This is a genomic window from Neptunomonas sp. CHC150 (assembly GCF_030397555.1).
Classification (GTDB): Bacteria; Pseudomonadota; Gammaproteobacteria; order Pseudomonadales; family Balneatricaceae; genus Neptunomonas; species Neptunomonas phycophila.
Map to the genome: position 1 here is coordinate 1 of NZ_JAPNXU010000014.1, position 18,916 is coordinate 18,916.

The window sequence follows — 18,916 nt, forward strand, 5'->3', positions numbered from 1 at the left end:
GGGTTGATGGCTTCCCACGCAGCGCCTTGTTGAGCGCGGAGTGTTGCGATTGCATCGATATCATTCAGTATAGTAGACATATTTATCATCCTGAGAGTAAGAGACGGTTAGGTGTCATTCATTGTTTTGTTATGCGATCCATTTTAGGGAAACTCGCTTTATAATAGAAATAAATGGTAATTATTGTTACCATTTATTTAATGAATAAAGGTGTGATTCCCTTATGTTTAAAAGGCTGTAGAGGTGTAGCATGAACTTAGAACATATTGATTTAAATTTGTTGGTCTACATTGACGTGCTCTTAAGGGAGAGAAATGTCACCAGAGCCGCTAATGCTTTAGGTATAACTCAGCCAGCAATGAGTAACAGTTTGAAGCGATTGCGCGATACGTTTGGGGATCCGTTGCTCGTGCGAACTAGTGAAGGAATGCAGCCGACAGAGCGTGCTGTAGCACTCCAACCGCTTATCCATCAGATATTGGCCAATATTGAACAAGTAGTGGAGCCAGCTAATGATTTTGATGCCTCATCAGCCGAGCGTGTCTTTAGGATATTAACTAGTGATTACGGAGAAGCGACTGTTATTCCTCCTTTATTGGAGCGATTACGCGAGCATGCACCCGGTATTGTGCTTGATATCCTAACGCCTAGCGATATGAGCTTTCCCGAAGTAGAACAGGGGCATGTGGATTTGGTAATAAACCGATTTGATACAATGCCACAAGCATTCCACCAAACAACGTTATGGCGAGATACATTTTCGTGCATGTTTCATGCAGGACATCGTCTTAATCAACACTACACATTAGATGAGTATTTAGCGGCTAACCATGTGTGGGTTAATAAAACGGGTATGGGTGCAGGCATGGGCATATCCCCTAAAGACATTAACCGTCTTGGTTGGGTAGATGAGTGCCTAAAACAGATAGGTCATGTTCGGCATATATCAGTATTTACCCGCCACTATCAATCAGCCACATTGATGGCAGCACAAAAAGGGTTAGTAGTCACTATTCCTACCAAGGCAGCCCAGTTGCAAAGCCATAATGATCAATTGATCATCCGTCAGCCCCCGTTCGAAGTTCCCGCTTTTGAATTTAAAATGGCTTGGAGCCCTTTGTTACAACATAACAAAGCGCATCAATGGCTAAGGAAGCAAGTAACGGATGCAGCACATCTAACAAAAATGTCTGTTTTAGTTAATGATTAAGGACATGCAAAATAGTCGTTGATACGATAGGTATATGATTAAGATGTTATTGCCTAACAGCAGGAGTAATACATGCAATTCAAAGGCACAGAGCGATACGTAGCCACTGGTGATCTGAGTATGGCGGTAAATGCTGCGGTCACACTTCAAAGGCCATTACTCATTAAAGGTGAGCCGGGTACAGGTAAGACAATGCTAGCTGAAGAGGTAGCTCAAGCCTTAGGAAAGCCTCTGCTACGCTGGCATGTCAAATCCACAACCAAAGCGCAACAAGGCCTCTATGAGTATGATGCTGTATCGCGCTTACGAGATTCTCAACTGGGTGAAGAAAAAGTTAATGACATTAAAAATTACATTCGAAAAGGAATGCTTTGGCAGGCTTTTGATTCTGAAGAACAGGTCGTTTTGTTAATTGATGAGATCGATAAAGCGGATATTGAGTTCCCTAATGATTTGCTGGTTGAGCTTGATAAAATGGAGTTTAGTGTTTACGAAACCGGTGAACGGATCGTCGCTAAGCATCGGCCGATTATTATAATCACGTCCAACAACGAAAAAGAATTACCTGATGCGTTTTTACGTCGTTGTTTTTTTCACTACATCCAGTTTCCTGATCGCGACACAATGGAAGCCATCGTTAAGGTTCATTACCCAGACCTGCAGCACAACCTAGTTAAAGAGGCGTTAGAGATCTTTTTTGAAATACGTTCTGTGAATGGGCTTAAAAAGAAGCCATCTACCTCAGAACTCATTGATTGGTTAAAGCTGTTAATGGCCGATAACATACCTGCTGATGTGTTAAAGCAGGGCGGTAATACTAACGCTGTTCCTTTATTACATGGTGCATTACTTAAGAATGAACAAGATATACATATGCTAGAGCGTCTTGCCTTTATGGCTCGTCGTGCACAGCGTTAGTTAGTGAATGAATCATGTTAATTGATTTTTTCTATACGCTACGAAAAGCGGAGGTTCCGGTAACGGTAAAAGAGTTACTGACCCTTTTGGAAGCTTTAAAGAGTGGAGTGGTATTTGCCAGTATCGATGATTTTTATCTATTGTCTCGCTTGTGCTTAGTTAAAGACGAAAAGTACTTTGATAGATTCGATCAAGCATTCGGTTTTTATTTTAAAGGCCTCGATGACTTAAAAATTTTCCCTGATGACGCTATCCCGAGCGATTGGCTGCGTTCAGAATTTTTTAAAGATCTTAGCGCTGAAGAGAAAGCAGCCATCGAAAAGTTAGGGGGGCTTGATAAGCTACTAAACACGCTTAATGAGCGATTAAAAGATCAACATGAGCGCCACGCTGGAGGTAACAAATGGATTGGAACCGGCGGAACCTCACCTTTTGGTCACAGCGGCTACAACCCTGAGGGTATTAGAATAGGAGGCGAAAGCCGTCATAAGCGAGCGGTTAAAGTTTGGGAAAAGCGAGAGTTTAAAAATTTAGATGACAGCGTTGAATTAGGCACACGTAATTTGAAAGTTGCACTGCGCAAATTGCGACAATTTGCCAGAACCGGATCGGCTGATGAGTTAGATTTGAAGGGAACCATCAAGTCTACCGCCGAAAATGCAGGGCTTTTAGATATAAAAATGGTGCCGGAGCGGCACAATGCGGCAAAAGTCTTGTTATTTTTAGACATAGGCGGATCTATGGATCCATACATACATTTGTGTGAGCAATTATTCTCAGCTGCTCGGAGTGAATTTAAGCACCTAGAATACTTTTACTTCCACAACTGTGTTTACGAGCATGTTTGGAAAGATAACCGACGCCGTTTTGATAATAAATTATCCACTCTAGATGTATTAAATACCTACGGAAGTGATTACCGTGTAATTTTTATCGGTGATGCAGCTATGTCACCGTACGAGCTTTTAAGCCCCTACGGTAGTGTTGAGCATATGAACGAAGAAACAGGCCAGGTATGGCTGCAACGCATTATAGATACCTGGGGTAAAGCTATATGGTTAAACCCGGTTGATGCGGGTTATTGGAAATACACACAAACAACTGACATGATCAGCAAGCAGTTAGCGGGTCATATGTACCCACTAACCCTAGAAGGCTTAGAGAACGCGATCAAGTATTTGTCTAAGTGATCAAAAAAAGCTAAAAGAGCTTTCATAGTTAAACGTAAAAAGGCGATTCCTCGTGTTAAATACCAAGCTATATAAATCGGTCCACACATTGGCAGAACAATTAGTTGAGGCGGCAGACAAAGCTGATAGAGAAACATTTGACGCGCTATATACTGAGCTAAAAGCAATATGTATTGAAAATGAGAACACAGAGAAAGACCACCCAGTGCAATGGGAGACTTTGGCGGATTTCACTGAAGAGGTAGACGATGCGATTGCCATTTATGAAAAAGCATTGGGCAAAGCAGAAGCAATTAATGACAAGGATTATATGGCGTCCATAGCGTACTCCATAGCCACACTACAACTGGAGCTAGGTGAAAACAAAAAGGCGGTTAAATACCTAGAAGAAGCGAAGATCAACGCGAATAAAAGTGAAGACCTTGAATTGAAAGCTGATATAGATCAGCTGCTTACAAGTGCTACCGCTACCGCCCTTTAGGTATACAGCCATTAGTTAACCAGTAAACATCCCGTCATATAGCCACTGTAAGCTTTTTTTTCCTTAAAATAGCTTACAGTGAGCATAAGATGTCCTCATATTCACGTCGTGATTTCCTTCGTTTATCCGCTTATGGTTTTGGTGCTGCTGTTATATCTACCGGTTTGATGGGATGTAATAGTGACAGTAATAATATCGCTGTAAGTTTTGCGCATGGTGTAGCCAGTGGTGACCCGCTAGCCGATAAGGTCATCATTTGGACGCGCATTACACCACGGGATGCGGATGTAGAAAGGGTCACCGTGCATTGGGAAGTCTCTACCGACTCGGATTTCGCAGATCTCATCCATCAAGGCAGTACTACGACCAGTATTGATCGTGACTTTACGGTTAAGGTGGATATACAAAATTTGTCCCCTGATACACGTTACTATTATCGCTTTATATGCAATGACAAAATTTCTCCAGAGGGCGTCATGAAAACATTGCCAGTGGGGAGTATTGACCGGGTAAAAATGGCGGTATTTTCATGCGCGAACTATCCCGCTGGTTTTTTTCATGCCTATGCAGAAGCGGCCTCACGCAAAGATATTGATGTGGCGGTTCATTTAGGTGATTACCTTTATGAATATCCTATGGGTGGATATGCAACCGAAGACGCGCAAGCCATTGGAAGAGCATTGCCTGATGATAATAATACCGAGCTATTTTCATTAGCAGACTATCGAAAACGGTATGGTCTGTATCGAACTGACTCCGACCTTCAAAAGCTGCATCAATCGCTACCATTCATCGCCGTTTGGGATGATCATGAAATCGCTAATGATACATGGAAGAATGGAGCCGAAAATCATAGCGAAACAGAAGGGGATTTCACGGAACGGAAGTTAGCAGCCTTGCAGGCCTATTTTGAATGGATTCCAGTTAGACCCGCCAGTGAGGATGACGAAGAAACAATATATCGTCAGTTTGTATTTGGCGATCTGGTGTCACTTTATATGCTAGATACACGAGTGATAGGGCGGGACGAGCCACTGGATTACGCCAATTACCTTGACCCAATCACGGGCGCCATGAATACCGCACAGTTTATAGCCGACTTATCTGACCCAAACCGAACGTTAATGGGAGCGGATCAACTTTTGTGGTTACAACAAAGTATGGCGACCTCAACGGCAAGGTGGGATGTATTAGGGCAACAAGTGCTCATTGGGCGGATGAACATCTCAGCGGCACTATTATCTGACTTTACGCGTCTAGAAGAGATCGTCTCCATAAAAATCCGGATGGACGGCTCATATCCTACAGTAACCGATGAAGAAGCATTATTGGTTACTACTGTTATTCCTTACAACCTTGACGCGTGGGATGGATATGCTTATGAGCGTGAACTGGTGATGCAAATGGCTCAAGCGTTGGATAAAAACCTTGTTGTGCTTTCTGGTGATACACACAATGCGTGGGCTAGTGACCTAATTGATGATTCGGGAAATGCCGTAGGCGTTGAATTTGCCACCAGCTCAGTTTCATCACCAGGGTTGGAGACGTATTTAGGATTAGAAGGAGCGGATGACGCCACACTAAAACAAGTCGAGCTGAGCTTTGTAACGCTTATCAATGGACTCTCATACATGAATATAAGCCAGCGCGGGTTTATGGTAGTAAGCTTTACTCAAGACGAAGCAACCTGTGAGTGGATATTTGTCGATTCGGTAAAATCGACTACCTACACATTAGATGCCAACAGTATGACGAGCCTGTCTGTGTTACCTGGTCTTGAAAATCGAAGATTACGATAATATTAACTGTTCGCTATTTAACATTCTGCTAGCGTTGTCTAAGCTAATAGAATGTTGTCGGGTTATCGATGCATAAGGAACATGCGGTCAGAATATAAGGATACCAATGAAAGATTACCTAGAATACAAAAGCGAAAAAAATCACTTATTTTTTCAGATTGAAGTAGATGGGTGTTCTGTCGTTACCCTACAAGGAAGAGTGGGTGAACCCGCTAAAAAGCGTGTAAAGACTTATAAAACAAATAATGGATGTTATAAATACTATCATAAAATGTTATTTATGATGATTGATGAAGGATACAGGTATCTCGACAACCCTAATAGACCGATAGGAAATATACCAGTATTAGACAGCAATCTTATTAAAGACTCCATTGATGACTTTGAAATAGCTGATATTGCTAACTCTGATATTTTATTTGAAGAAAATCAAATTTACGCATGGGTAAATAAGAATAGCGACAATAAATTAGATTGGCTTTTCTGCTTTATGATTATCGATTCAGTAGAAAAACAATCCGCCTATTTTTCGGAGGTCTTTCCTTTATATGAATATAATGAAAAAATAACAAATAAATTAACTTTCAAGAAAGATTACTGTTTTGAAGAAAACAAATCTAAAAGCGCTTTTATTAAAGGGAAGAAAGGATTTTTACCTATTAGGTTGTCAAACATATCTGACATACTATGTGGAAAAAATCTTGGTTTACTCAAAGACACACCCCCTATAAAAACTCTTATTTTCCAATATGTTGATCCTAGCCGAAATTCCAATAAAATTGTGCAAATACACTCTAATCATGCTTTTTTCTGGGGTGAGAATAGTTTAAGGATTTGTTTTTACAAAGATAGTATTGAATTCGAATCTGATTTGATTAATAAACTTAACAAAGAATATTATTTTTTGTCAGATAAAGCACCTAAAATTTCAGAAGATTTTTTAAAAGAAACTATAGCTAGTAAGTTGACTATAGAAAAAGACATAAAAAAGAAGAAAGAACTTCTAAATTGTTATCCTGAGCTCGAGCAACATCTTTCTACTGGAAATGGGCGAAAAATTTTTAATAGAAACTTTTTTTCTCACATGAAAACTGATCTTAAAGAAAATATAATGTATGTTTTTCCTGATAATGAATCTATATTTGTAGAGGGAGATTTAGTAGCAAGTAAAGTTATATATTTTTCAAGAGTCAAAAGAAAAACCTCGTTATACAATCAGATAATAATAACGGGTAATTTAATAGCAAGCAATGTTATTGTCGACGGATCGTTCAGCAAGATTATTGTTTTGGGTGATGTGATAATTAAAAACAATTTTGTATCCAATGGTGTTTTTGAGAATAGTCTTTGCTTCGATGGAATTTGTGAAGTTGGCGTGCTTATACATGATCAAAGAAAACTAGATAAATCTAGGTATGACTTTAATTTTGAGAAGCAATCATCCGTTTATGATCAATTTATTATTAATGATGACTTTATCGAAAAAAATGGAGACGATAAAAAATTTAATGCTGATAAATTATATGTATCTTTTATGAAAGGTGATGAAGTTTTTACATTTGAAAAATCTATTCCAGTCGATAAAAAAACGATTATAATTGACAGTTTTATATCTAGAATGAAAAACTGGGGCGAATACTACTGCGATTTGGCTGGCTTTGAAGTACTACCCATTTATGAGGATAACCAAATTAAAGAAGGGCGTATTTATCCTGATTCAGGTGACTGGATTGTTGCAGACAGGCGGTGTAATTCTGGAACATATGGATATAGCCATGATGATGCCAGTATTAAGCCCGTGAAGATTAAACATGCCAAAAAATACGATATTAACTACAGATCAAAACCCATTGATCGGGTAGTGAGTACTGTTGATTTAGCCTCCCGCTTCCAGTGGATATCAGATTTGTTCATGGCTAGGGCTCACAGAAAGGCAGTATCTGTTTTAGCCTACTTTAAAAATATTGAAGCTATATCAGAAGCTTTTGAAAAAGAAAAAATATACTTCAATGAAGATCATTATCTCGCATCTTACTGGTTACTTCATTTTGGGTTTTCTTTAGACGATAGATATCATGAGGTTAAGAAAATAATAGAGGTTATCCCTGGCCTTTTATCTAATGAATTTATTAGTCAGGCTATTACCTTCTTCGATGAAACTGATGCTTTCTATAATATAAAAATCTTAAAAGATGAAGGCGACAGTGATCTTTTTTTAATAAGACGAGCACACCTAGTATTTATTACACAAAGCTACAAGTCGACTTGTGAAAATTTAAAAGGTTGGATAGACTCTATTGCAATATACCCTTATGCAGAACCCAGTTTAGTTAATAGAATAAGATGGCTTAAAAATAACTTAGAGAAATATAATAAATGGAATAGATTTGATGAGGTTTTTCCTAATAGCTTAACTAATACTCCATTGATTTCCTATATTTATGCGTGTAACCCTAATGTTCATGATAAAGATGTTTACGTTAATGCGTTAATAAATGAATTGCTTGAATACAAGGATATTTGGAATGGTCCTGATAAATTAAAGTTTTGTCAGGTATTGCTCTGGGACGTTAGGTGTTTTGTAAAGGAAGTGAATTCTTATAATTTGGCTGTCGAGTATTTTTTTAAAAGCGATAGGGTATCTAAAGAATATATAGACATTAATAAATCACTAGGAATAGATACAAATGATTTTGTTGTGGCGAGGGGGAATGTTAATAAAGTCAATGATTTATTCTCAGGATATAATTCTCGTGAAGTATCGGCTGACGATAAAAAAATATATCGAAATAAAATAAATGGTTTTTTATCTTCTCTAAAGAGTCGTGAATTATACAATCTTGTTGATAATATTAAAAACAGAGAACTAGATATTATATTGTTTAGATACCTCTGGAGTAATGAGATTCTTGATAAAGAAGACACCCTGATTAATTTGGTTTTAAGATTAGAATTTTTCGATTCAGACTTTAATGAAGAAATCTTTGGAGAAAATTATCCTTTTATCTTTAAGGGGGAGTCTGATAAAAATCTAGCTATAATGAAAAGGATTTTAAGTTTTGATGTAAGTGCCTTCCGGAATGACTATGCTTATGATAAAACTATGCGGTTTGTTGCGAAATTATTTTTAACAGTTTCACACTTACCAGAAGTTTTTGAGTTTTTAATCAGTATTATAAAGGAAGAGAACGATAAGATTAATAACGCAATCGTTAAAGAAGCTGTTTTAACTTATGTTTTTGCGGGAGAAGGTTGCGAAGAATTTCGACCTTTAATGAAGCTGTCTAAACAACAGGTAGAGCACTTGTTAGATGCTGTGAGCGATTCGTTATTAAACACGCCCTATACGCCAAGCGCGGTCAGAGTACTATATAGCTGCAATAATCCTAGCGCAAAGAGTTGGTTTTTAAGCAAACATGATAATCAGGAATGGTTGAGCCAGTTTTCACATTTATCTGATTACGGTGAGCCTCTAGACGTGAAGATCAATAAGGCGTTGGCGGATACGTTAGCGTATTTGCCATGACATAAATAGTTAAAGTGAGTCGCCGCATTGAATCAACAAGGAAACGACTCATTTTTGCAGAATATGCTTTATGTATTGACTGTTAAACCTCTTCTACTTCGTCATCCAATTCGGTGCGCAGGGCTTCCATATTGAGCAGTTCCGCGGCTATCTCTAAGGTCTCAGTGCTTTTAATGAAATCGCTGCCAATCGCTTCGTTGTCACAAATAGCGCGTACAAAATCACCTTCATGTGCATGGACCTCGCATGACACTCCATTCACGAATAGTACGTAATTTTTGACCTGCTTTTGGCGATAAGCAAAACGGCTGCCTTCAGCCCGGAACAGCAGACCACCATTGTCTAAATACTCTTGCAACTCTTTTGGTGATATCGGTTCTGCCTCGTCGTCAGACTGCATAAGCTCTGGATATTTAGGTTCGGTCATGTACTGACCAAACCAGTCTTCTAACAACCCCGGTTCTTTCAAGTAACTTTCGAAAATATCCCGCACTTTATTAAAGACGTCATTATCAATGAGGGACGGGCTATCTTGTAACTTGATATCAGTATCGGCGTAGCGCATTTCATTGGTTACTTGTTCACCAACAAAGTCCGTAAAGTTGCGAAGAATTTCTGCATGAGAAGGCGCTCTAAAACCGACAGAGTAGGTGATGCAATTGTCTGTTTCAGCAATGCCGTTGTGGCCTAGTTGAGGAGGAACATACAACATATCACCAGGGTTAAGTATAAAGCTTTCTTCAGCGTCCCACTCTGGGAGTATCATTACCGGTGCGTCGTTACGGCGCGGTGAACCTTCGTGATATTGACCGCCGACTTCCCAGCGTCGTTGACCTTCAGCTTGTAGTAAGAACACATCGTAATTATCAAAATGTGGGCCTACACCACCGCCTTTAGGTGCATAACTGATCATTAAATCATCGATACGCCAGCTAGGAATAAAGCGAAATTGATCAAGTAGCGCCTTCGCTTCGGGTACCCAGTGATCGACGGCTTGTACTAATAATGTCCAGTGCGTTTTAGGTAGGGATGCAAAGCGCTCTTCATCAAACGGACCGTTTTCCAGTGACCATTCATCATTGGATGGGTTTTGAATAATGAGCCGAGATTCGACATCCGCTTCGCAGGCTAAACCCGCTAATTCGTCTGCACTGACGGGCGGTTCAAAATCGGGAAACGCATTTCGAATTAGCAGTGGTTTTTTTTGCCAATATTCGGATAAAAATTGCTCGGCTGTTATGTCCCCTAACGGGTAGCTATCGATCATCGTTTTAGAAGCTCTACTAATTCGTTTGCGGTATCTTCCATCTGCGCCATGATCTTGCGCTGATCTTTAGCTGCCATTGCTGCTACTCGGTTGTTCCCAACGATGCGGATACATTTTTGTAGAGTAAGTGCGCATTCTTGAATACCGGCAATGTTATTTTCGTAAGCTTCCATTTCCGCCGATACAGATTCTATTCCCAATTGTAGGTCTCGAGCTTGGTCGCGTAATGATTTTAGATCGGTATGCATTATGATTCAGTCCTTGTCAGAATTGCCACTGGCTTGTCGTTTTAAGGTATCTTGTACTGAGCTTAGAATACCTCTAAGCATACCAAGTTCCGCTTTTTCAGGTCGAGTACGATTAAAGTAGCGTTTTAGTTTTGCCATCGCACGGCCTTCATGCTGTGGTATTAGAAATTGCGTGGTACGTAACACTGTTTCTAGGTGGGTATAAAATAAAGTCATCTCTTTTTGACGGGGGTATTCATAGTCTGTTGTTTTAATCGTTTCGTCTTGAGAGGCTACCCATACCTCGTAGCATAACAGTTGTATAGCCTGAGCCACGTTTAACACTGGATATTCAGGGTTGGCTGGGATATACACATGGTAGTTGCACATTTGAATTTCTTCATTGAGCAGCCCCATCGTTTCGCGGCCAAATACGATCGCTATATTGCCATTAGGTGCTTCTTCTATAACTTGTTTGGCGCATGTCCGTGCATCTTGGATGGGTAGGTCGAATGTGCGAGAGCGTGCACTGGTCCCCACCACCATCTGACAGTCAGCAATAGCCTCTTCCAACGTATTGATAACGGTTGCGGCATCTAAGACGTCTTTGGCGCCTGCTGCACGTGAGTCTGCTTCCGGATGAGGATATTCTTGTGGATCGACTAACCATAAATTAGTTAACCCCATATTTTTCATGGCCCGGGCGGCGGCACCTATATTTCCTGGGTGGAAGGTATTAATTAGAACGATACGAACATTCGATAACATAGCAATTGGCCTATAAAAACAGGCGGTTATTATAGGCCAGTGTAGCTATGGGATGAAGTCTACAAGTGCGTTATCCCTAGGATAGTTTTAAATCTTACTTGGTGCTTGTGTTAGCCTTATTTGTAATGTGTGCTTCCATTGTGTCTCGTTGGGCAAGTGAAGGGAAAATGAATGTCCATATACCGACGACAACTAAGGTGCCAACGCCACCAATCACAATCGCGGGTACTGTGCCAAATAATGCAGCCGTTGCTCCTGACTCAAATTCGCCTAGCTGGTTAGATGAGCCAATAAAAATAGAATTGGCCGCGCTCACTCTTCCACGCATTTCATCTGGTGTTTCGAGCTGGACAAGGGTAGATCGGATTACGACACTAATCATATCTGCCATACCAAGCATAAACAGAGCAAAAACCGAAAGATACAAGTTGGTCGATAGGCCAAATACGATAGTGGCAACACCAAATATGGCAACTGCTCTCAACATAATTTTACCGACATTACGCTTTAGCGGCCTGCGCGCCAGGTAGATTGACATCACAACCGCGCCAAGAGCTGGCGCACTTCTTAAGATACCTAAGCCCCAAGGGCCTGTTTCTAATATATCTTTTGCCACAATCGGTAATAATGCCGTTGCGCCTCCCAGTAACACCGCAAACATATCTAGTGAAATCGATCCCATGACTACAGGGTTGCGGCGTATATAGGTTAGACCACCGAGCAAATAAGTAAGCGTTACCGGTGCTTTAGCTTTAACCGTGTGGTTGTAATGTAAACGATATAAAAATAGCCCAGATAGCACAAAGCAAAGCGTGCTGCTGGCGTACAATACATCAGGGCCTAGCAGATAAATAAAGCCGCCAATCGCCGGGCCAGCAATCACCATTGCTTCCCGGGCCGAGGCCATTAATGCCATCGCCGACGCGAGACGATTTGATGGAACAAGGTTGGGTACTAAGGCCTGTAAAGCGGGCATTTCAAATGAGCGAGAAATCCCTAAAGCGATAGCACAACCATAGATAAGATGAGGTGTCATTTGGTGGTACAGGTTGCCGATAGCTAGGGTCAACACGGTTAGAGCCATTAATGCTCGGCAAGCCAAAATAATCGTAAGTCGGTTGTATTGATCGGCGATGTGCCCTACGACAAGTGTTAATAAAAGCTGAGGTAAGAACTGAGCTAGACCAACCAAGCCAAGGCTCAATGCGCTGCCAGTTAAATCATACATCTGCCATCCAATACCAACACTCAGCATTTGAAAAGCAAAAGTAGATAAAATTTGACCTGAAAAAAAGCGGAAGAAATTATTATCTTTTAAAAGAGAGGTATCAGTCATGAAAATGAGCCTTAAGCACCAAAAGATTGCTAAGAAGAGGCACAGTTTACACACCCCAAAAAATGGCGACTAATAACAATCTCGTAAAATAACGTTCCGTTTTTGGCATGATGTGGTCTATCCAGCCCGATAAAACATGCAGAGTGTTTAAATCCGCTAGATTCAAGGTTGATAATTTGTTTCACTGAACCAACGGTTTCTTATTTCCTTTTTTCATTACTGAACAGGCAGGTATTCGTTCATGACAGAACAAGTCACAGGTCGCTTAACTACACGAACAATTGCTATGCCCGCGGATACAAACCCCGCCGGTGATATTTTTGGTGGATGGGTGCTGTCTCAAATGGATATTGCGGCGGGTATTTGTGCCGGTCAAAGAGCTCAAACTCGGGTTGTAACGGTTTCACTAGATAGCATGAGCTTTATAAGACCGGTGAAAGTAGGGGATATATTGGGTGTTTATACAAAAATAGCCAGTATTGGCCGTACATCTATGGTTGTTCATGTTGAAGCATGGGTGCGCCGTGAGCGTATTGGGTTGCGCGAAAAAGTGACGGAGGGGAATTTCAAATTTGTGGCGATTGATGAAAGCGGAAGCCCAACTCCAATTCCTGATGAGAAGGACTTACCCGACTATGCGCTGCCAGGCTACGAAATGTGAGTTACCACAGGTTCAATAGGCGTAGGTTTTGAAGCGCATTCTTTAAATATGCGCTTTGTACAATGTTGGCAGATACTACTGTCTGCCTCGTGCATCATGATTTCAATCGCTTCTTCGGGTGTTTCACAAAAACGCGCCTTTCCTAGTTTGCGTAACCCGCCATTCTTTTCCATTTCGTCCAATACTGTACCTTTGAGCGAGCAAACCAGCAGATGACCACCACGGACTTCTATCCTATGGATCTCTTGCTCTAGCATTTCTATCGCTGCAATATCAATAAAGTTTATACCTTTACCCACCACAATAATTTTAGGCGGGGAGGGTAAGCTGCTGGCGAGCTTGCGCAAATGTTGTTGAATATGATCAACAGCACCAAAGAATAAGGAACCATCAATTCGAATAATTTTAATTTGTGGGCACTCATCAGCCGTGAAGCGCTTAACATTGCGAATAGGCCGCTTAGGACGATCGATAATAGGCGCGACATCGATAATAGTTGGCTTTGATGTTCGTTGTAGGTAAAACACCAAAGAAAAGATAACGCCGACATAAATAGCAAACTGCAATTCGAGTAATAATGCTGCAAAAAAGGTTAACGACAGTACCCAAGCATCATGTCTGCTGGCTTTAACTATTGAAATTATTTCATTGATTTTAAACAAATTATAAGCAATAACAATTATGCATCCGGCAACGGCAGCAGCCGGTAAATAACGCGTAAGGTGTGGTAAAAAGAAAACAATTAGAGCTAAACCTAGTGCCATCACTAATGAGGCGACGGGGGTTTTAGCGCCGGCGTCATAGTTAGCGGCAGAGCGAGTAAACGAACCAGAGGATGCAAAGCCGCTGAGTAAACTTGTCCCTATATTTGCGGCACCTTGTCCTATAAATTCTCGATTACCACTCAAGTGTTGATGGGATTTTCGTGCCAGTGATCTTGCAATAGTCACAGCTTCAATCAGCCCGAGCATGGCTAAAGCAAAAGCACCCGAAAATAAATCGGATACTTTGGATGTATCAATTAGCGCTACGCTGACCGTAGGTAATGATGCAGGAATGTCCCCTATATAATCCATGGTATGTTGTGTATCGATAACGAATGCACTGAGAGACCCAGCAACCAGAGCGATAACAAGATAAGGTAGGCGAGGTATCCACTGTTTAATGGCCAATGCGATGATTATTGTAACCAGGGCGACTGTAACCGAGGCTAGGTGAATGTGCTCAGGGTGCAGCACAAGAGACCAAACGTAATGATAGAAGGGTTCTGTTGTTTCGGAAGTTTTCTTTGCTACCCCCATAACGGCGGGCAACTGGCTGGCTGCGATGAGTAAAGCCGCCCCGGACGTAAAGCCAACAATTACGGTATGGGATATAAAATTGACCAACGCTCCCAAACGCAACAATCCAAGACCCATCTGAATGATCCCAGTGAGCAAGGTTAGCGTGAGAACTGTACTGATGTAACCCTGTGAGCCGATAGTTGCGTACTCACTGGCAATACTCATGACCACAATAGAAATAGCGGCAGCAGGCCCCGTAACAAGGTGATACGAAGATCCCATAAAAGCGGCGATGACCGTGGCCACCATGGCTGTATAGAGGCCATACTCGGCGGGCATACCAGCTATCAGAGCGTAGGCGATTACTTGAGGTAAGGTGATTATGGCTCCAGTAAGGCCTGCTTGAATGTCAGCTTGTGCTGTGTGTTTGCTGTAGTTTGATAACCATTCGGGAGCTTTTATCGAACGAGCACTAAATACAGACACAAGAAACTCCAAGTAATCAGGCTACTTAAGTAGTAGCCTAATATGACTTATTTTACTTTATCTTCAATAAGTTGTCTTAGCAACTTAATCTCATTTTGTAGCTCTGACATGGAAGGTTCACTCGCCGCTTTAGCCTCAGCTTTTTCCTTGGCTTCGCGAGAGCTTTCGCTTTCCATAACGTTAACGACAATACCAATCACCATGTTGAGGAAGGCAAAAGCCGTTAAAAATATGAAGGTTAAATAATAGATCCAACTTAACGGGTAGACCTCCATGGTCTCATACATTACATCGGTCCAGTCTTCAAAAGTCATCACACGAAAAAGCGTCAGTAACGATATGGTTATATCTCCCCATAAATCTTCATTTATGTGTGCAAACAAGGATGCGCCCGCCGCGGCGTAGATATAGAAAATAATAAACATTAATAAAATTACGTAGCCTAACTGCGGCATTGCTTTGATGAGTGAATTTAGCAGCATACGTAATTCGGGAATGATGGATACCATCCTCAATACACGGAATATACGTATTAAGCGCCCAACCAGTGCCATTTCGCTATCGTCGATAGGAACTAAGCTAACCACTACAATAAGCGTATCAAATAGGTTCCAAGGATCTTTAAAAAAGGATCGTTTATTTGGGTCTCCAATGAACCGGATCACAATCTCTACCATAAAGAAGAGGGTTATGCCGATATCTAACCATCGTATGAGCTGGAGGATGTTGGGAGATACATCGTACGTTTTAGCACCTATCACTAGGGCTGAGAAAATAATGACAGAAATGACGAAAAATTCAAAAAAGCGATTGCTACGAATAGCAAAAAAGCGCGCTTGTAGGTCTTTGGAGTTCATGTTGTGCCCATGAGGTGAGTAACAATTATCTGTAATGATAAGGCGTCACTTTACTGTGGAAACTACTAAATGTGTAGTGGCATTTGGGGCTTAATTTGAAGTGTCGATAACTTGGTTACGGCCATGACCTTTGGCGTTGTACAATGCTTGGTCAGCTCGTTTAAGTACATCGCTAATGCCTTTGTCATTAGGGCTGTAGTAAGCGACTCCTATGCTCATCGTTATAGAGAACGAATGTGCTTTCCAAGTGATCTCTTCTTTTTCTAACGAGGCTCGCAAGTGCTCGGCTTTATGTAAAACATTATTGTTAGAAAGGTCAGTTATGATGGCGGCGAACTCCTCGCCCCCTATACGAGCCATTATATCTGAGCTACGCAATGAAGCATGCATCACATGTGCTAACCTTTTTAAAGCGACATCTCCTGCGTCATGGCCATACGTATCGTTTACTTGTTTAAACAAATCAACATCCATCACAAGTATGGCATAAGAGCGTTTATAGCGGACTGATTGGCTATGGATTAGAGAGCCAAGTTCGAAAAAGGCGCGCCGATTATTGAGTTGTGTAAGCACATCAGTACGGGCGTCTTTTTCTGCTTTTATACGCAGCTGGTTTAACTCTTGGGTGCGCTCGAACACACGCTTTTCTAACAGGTCCTGCTCTGTTTGTAAGGCATTAACGAGATATCTCCGTTTGCGATTAACAACTGACAATATGATAGAAAGCACGATAAATAGCGTTAGCGCCAAGAGTGTAAGGTTAATTTGTAATTTATAGCTTTCATAAAATGAAGGAAAATCATTAATCAGAATAGTAGTGTCAGGTAAATCTTTTTTGTTAATACCAAATCGCTCAATTTGATTAACGTCATAATAGTATTCAAAAGCGTCTTTGGTTGTTGGAAGGGGCTGCTGTCCAAAGTATAAGGCCGCATTGCCTGCTAAATTACCCACACGCTCGCCTGAAAGCAGGTAGCCGCCCACTACGCCGCTTCCCATCAAAGACTCCCAAACAGAGAAAACGGGGGCATTGGCTGCCTCTGAAATTCTTTGAGCCGCTTTATAGGGGATAAAGTCTTTTCCGGCGCCGTCTCTAAAGATTAACAGGTAGAAGATAGCGCTGTTTTCAGGTAAGCGGCTCACTTCCTCGACAAGTTCTGTCATCGGCTTATCGACTAAAAAAGTAATGGAATCGTTAAGCAAAGAAGTCGGCAATGCTTCCTTAAAGCGCTGCAGTTGGTTTCTACCGCTGTAAGATAGACTATCTGCTACGACATAAATATTGTCCGGGTTGTAAATCCGAAGCATCTCATTAAAGGAGCCGAGGTAGTCTTCAAAAATAGGGATGAGGCTTTCATCACTAGATAGGGTAGCAGTTACTTTGTCGCTATCAGGGAAATAAAATCGATGGATGTTTGTAAAGAGAGACTGATTTTTCATCAGAAATTCGACGGCTGGTAAGCTTTCGGCTACGACGCTTTCTAACTCAATCGATTTGTACTTTTGGGTCAAATAGGCAGCAAATACATCTTGATAATCTTCAGTCGGAAACCGTTCTGCATCGAGATGTTCTGTATAGACTATAGTATTTGGTTCTGCATCCATTGCCTGCAAGAATCCACGCTCAATGGATTGTTGCCAAGGAAGCTGTTCGCTCCATGAGTTAATGATCAAAATAGATTTGCTAGTTTCTGCCATCACTATTGTTGAGTAGCCTAATGCTAAAAGTAACCCTAAAACCAATCGAAGTTTTAGCAATATCGCCATCCCACATTCCATATAGTTGTTCTGCCATCTCTGTCTAGCTGCCTAAGAATGAGCAAAATTGATACAAAACGCTTATAGGCACAGTGTTAGTAAAGCACACATTTTAGAAAATGCCATACGAGAGTATAAGGAGAGATGTATTGAAAATGATGGTAGGTAAGGGCGGAATTAGCGTAATAAAGTGCTTAGTAATGTTTGATGATAGATCAGCCCCGAAGGGTCTTAATCAAGCGTGACTAAGACCGGTAGTAGATGAACGTTTTTTGCTTACGAATAGAGATTTAACACCAGAAAACACAGAAGACAGCATTTGAGCTATATACTCAGCGCGCTCAGCTTGTGCTTGGATCATGATTTTTTCTGCTTGAGTCATGTAAGAGGTGTCAACGTTATCTATTAGATCAGCGACAGACTTGCGGTTTATGTTAGACATGATTTTCTCCGTAAAATTGTTGGCCATTAGCCTTTAGTCGTAATGATAGGGATATCATGAGAGAACGACAAACGACAAATTTGATCGTCATAGATGAGAAAAAGTAACCATTTGTTGGTGGGCTGCTATCAGACTAAGTAATATATGTTTGGATTATTTGAATCACTAAAGTACTAGCGCACTTTTTAGATCGCTAGAACGCCCGTAATTATTGGTAATCCACGACATAATTTTAGTCTAATAGGGAGCGGCTCAAGAGGTGTTGTTAGTGTAAAGCGTTAAATTAAAGCGTAAAAAAAGCGTCTATAAAAGACGCTTTTTAAGATGAACTCAGTTTTCTATTAGAACTGGTTCATCGTATTGTCTTTACCAGACGCTTTCAGTGCGGCATCACCAGAGAAGTACTCTTTGTGATCATCACCCATGTCAGAACCAGCCATGTTTTGGTGCTTAACGCAGGCGATACCTTGACGGATCTCTTTACGTTGTACGCCAGCGACATAACCCAACATACCCATCTCACCAAAGTACTCTTTAGCCAAGTTGTCAGTCGACAAGGCAGCGGTGTGGTACGTAGGCAGTGTGATCAAGTGGTGGAATATACCGGCTTCACGTGCCGCGTCCGCTTGGAACGTCTGGATACGCTTATCAGCTTCGATGGCCAACTCAGTCTCATCGTACTTAACATCCATCAAACCAGCACGATC

Annotated in this window: 15 protein-coding genes and 1 pseudogene; 7 read left to right on the top strand and 9 right to left on the bottom strand. The window is 41.2% G+C overall.

Annotated features, from left to right (window positions below; all coding sequences use genetic code 11):
* Positions 1-250 precede the first annotated feature (250 nt).
* From OW491_RS17395 to OW491_RS17420, 6 genes are all read left to right on the top strand, one after another.
* Positions 251-1,210 (top strand): LysR family transcriptional regulator, encoded by a 960-nt coding sequence (locus OW491_RS17395; protein ID WP_290037184.1) that lies wholly within the window; start codon positions 251-253, stop codon positions 1,208-1,210.
* Positions 1,211-1,282: 72 nt separating this feature from the next.
* Entirely contained in the window at positions 1,283-2,128 is an 846-nt protein-coding gene (locus OW491_RS17400; protein WP_075174322.1) for a MoxR family ATPase, read from the top strand.
* A gap of 14 nt (positions 2,129-2,142) precedes the next feature.
* Positions 2,143-3,318 (top strand): VWA domain-containing protein, encoded by a 1,176-nt coding sequence (locus OW491_RS17405; protein ID WP_290037186.1) that lies wholly within the window; start codon positions 2,143-2,145, stop codon positions 3,316-3,318.
* Between the two features lie 52 nt (positions 3,319-3,370).
* On the top strand, positions 3,371-3,799 hold the full coding sequence (locus OW491_RS17410; protein ID WP_290037188.1) for a tetratricopeptide repeat protein: 429 nt from the start codon (positions 3,371-3,373) through the stop codon (positions 3,797-3,799).
* Between the two features lie 89 nt (positions 3,800-3,888).
* Positions 3,889-5,598, top strand: a complete 1,710-nt coding sequence (locus OW491_RS17415; protein ID WP_290037190.1) for an alkaline phosphatase D family protein — start codon at positions 3,889-3,891, stop codon at positions 5,596-5,598.
* Positions 5,599-5,704: 106 nt separating this feature from the next.
* Entirely contained in the window at positions 5,705-9,124 is a 3,420-nt protein-coding gene (locus OW491_RS17420; RefSeq protein WP_290037192.1) for a hypothetical protein, read from the top strand.
* Positions 9,125-9,206: 82 nt separating this feature from the next.
* On the opposite strand, the gene OW491_RS17425 is transcribed toward OW491_RS17420, so the two are convergent.
* The 4 genes from OW491_RS17425 to OW491_RS17440 form a co-directional block, all read right to left on the bottom strand.
* On the bottom strand, positions 9,207-10,391 hold the full coding sequence (locus tag OW491_RS17425; protein WP_290037193.1) for a cupin domain-containing protein: 1,185 nt from the start codon (positions 10,389-10,391) through the stop codon (positions 9,207-9,209).
* Positions 10,388-10,639 carry a hypothetical protein gene (locus OW491_RS17430; protein WP_075174328.1) on the bottom strand — a complete coding sequence of 84 codons (252 nt, stop codon included), beginning with the start codon at positions 10,637-10,639 and terminating at the stop codon, positions 10,388-10,390. Before OW491_RS17430 ends, OW491_RS17425 begins: the two co-directional genes overlap by 4 nt.
* 6 nt (positions 10,640-10,645) lie before the next feature.
* Complete coding sequence (trmJ, locus tag OW491_RS17435; RefSeq protein ID WP_290037195.1) at positions 10,646-11,386, bottom strand: tRNA (cytosine(32)/uridine(32)-2'-O)-methyltransferase TrmJ; 741 nt, start codon at positions 11,384-11,386, stop codon at positions 10,646-10,648.
* A gap of 94 nt (positions 11,387-11,480) precedes the next feature.
* A complete protein-coding gene (locus OW491_RS17440; protein WP_075174330.1) occupies positions 11,481-12,722 on the bottom strand; it encodes an MFS transporter in 1,242 nt (413 codons plus the stop codon).
* 241 nt (positions 12,723-12,963) lie between these two features.
* On the opposite strand from OW491_RS17440, the gene OW491_RS17445 reads away from it, so the two are divergent.
* Positions 12,964-13,383: an acyl-CoA thioesterase gene (locus OW491_RS17445; RefSeq protein ID WP_075174331.1), complete on the top strand. Its 420-nt coding sequence runs from the start codon at positions 12,964-12,966 to the stop codon at positions 13,381-13,383.
* Here OW491_RS17445 and OW491_RS17450 read toward each other — a convergent pair.
* The 5 genes and pseudogenes from OW491_RS17450 to OW491_RS17470 all read right to left on the bottom strand — a co-directional run.
* A complete protein-coding gene (locus OW491_RS17450) occupies positions 13,371-15,152 on the bottom strand; it encodes a SulP family inorganic anion transporter (RefSeq protein ID WP_290037196.1) in 1,782 nt (593 codons plus the stop codon). The genes OW491_RS17445 and OW491_RS17450 overlap by 13 nt on opposite strands.
* Before the next feature lie 47 nt (positions 15,153-15,199).
* On the bottom strand, positions 15,200-16,009 hold the full coding sequence (locus OW491_RS17455; protein WP_290037197.1) for an ion transporter: 810 nt from the start codon (positions 16,007-16,009) through the stop codon (positions 15,200-15,202).
* A 90-nt stretch (positions 16,010-16,099) separates the two neighbouring features.
* Positions 16,100-17,776 carry a GGDEF domain-containing protein gene (locus OW491_RS17460; protein WP_290037198.1) on the bottom strand — a complete coding sequence of 559 codons (1,677 nt, stop codon included), beginning with the start codon at positions 17,774-17,776 and terminating at the stop codon, positions 16,100-16,102.
* Between the two features lie 226 nt (positions 17,777-18,002).
* A complete protein-coding gene (locus OW491_RS17465) occupies positions 18,003-18,209 on the bottom strand; it encodes an RSP_7527 family protein (RefSeq protein WP_215151059.1) in 207 nt (68 codons plus the stop codon).
* 341 nt (positions 18,210-18,550) lie between these two features.
* A pseudogene (locus OW491_RS17470) lies at positions 18,551-18,916 on the bottom strand (isocitrate lyase); the annotation flags it as partial.

What these genes read in the sequence shown, in the direction of transcription:
- OW491_RS17455 (WP_290037197.1), bottom strand. Translation starts at nt 16,009, where the DNA reads ATGAACTCCAAAGACCTACAAGCGCGCTTTTTTGCTATTCGTAGCAAT.
- OW491_RS17445 (WP_075174331.1), top strand. Translation starts at nt 12,964, where the DNA reads ATGACAGAACAAGTCACAGGTCGCTTAACTACACGAACAATTGCTATG.
- trmJ (WP_290037195.1), bottom strand. Translation starts at nt 11,386, where the DNA reads ATGTTATCGAATGTTCGTATCGTTCTAATTAATACCTTCCACCCAGGA.
- OW491_RS17465 (WP_215151059.1), bottom strand. Translation starts at nt 18,209, where the DNA reads ATGTCTAACATAAACCGCAAGTCTGTCGCTGATCTAATAGATAACGTT.
- OW491_RS17395 (WP_290037184.1), top strand. Translation starts at nt 251, where the DNA reads ATGAACTTAGAACATATTGATTTAAATTTGTTGGTCTACATTGACGTG.
- OW491_RS17440 (WP_075174330.1), bottom strand. Translation starts at nt 12,722, where the DNA reads ATGACTGATACCTCTCTTTTAAAAGATAATAATTTCTTCCGCTTTTTT.
- OW491_RS17430 (WP_075174328.1), bottom strand. Translation starts at nt 10,639, where the DNA reads ATGCATACCGATCTAAAATCATTACGCGACCAAGCTCGAGACCTACAA.
- OW491_RS17425 (WP_290037193.1), bottom strand. Translation starts at nt 10,391, where the DNA reads ATGATCGATAGCTACCCGTTAGGGGACATAACAGCCGAGCAATTTTTA.
- OW491_RS17405 (WP_290037186.1), top strand. Translation starts at nt 2,143, where the DNA reads ATGTTAATTGATTTTTTCTATACGCTACGAAAAGCGGAGGTTCCGGTA.
- OW491_RS17420 (WP_290037192.1), top strand. Translation starts at nt 5,705, where the DNA reads ATGAAAGATTACCTAGAATACAAAAGCGAAAAAAATCACTTATTTTTT.
- OW491_RS17415 (WP_290037190.1), top strand. Translation starts at nt 3,889, where the DNA reads ATGTCCTCATATTCACGTCGTGATTTCCTTCGTTTATCCGCTTATGGT.
- OW491_RS17400 (WP_075174322.1), top strand. Translation starts at nt 1,283, where the DNA reads ATGCAATTCAAAGGCACAGAGCGATACGTAGCCACTGGTGATCTGAGT.
- OW491_RS17460 (WP_290037198.1), bottom strand. Translation starts at nt 17,776, where the DNA reads ATGGCGATATTGCTAAAACTTCGATTGGTTTTAGGGTTACTTTTAGCA.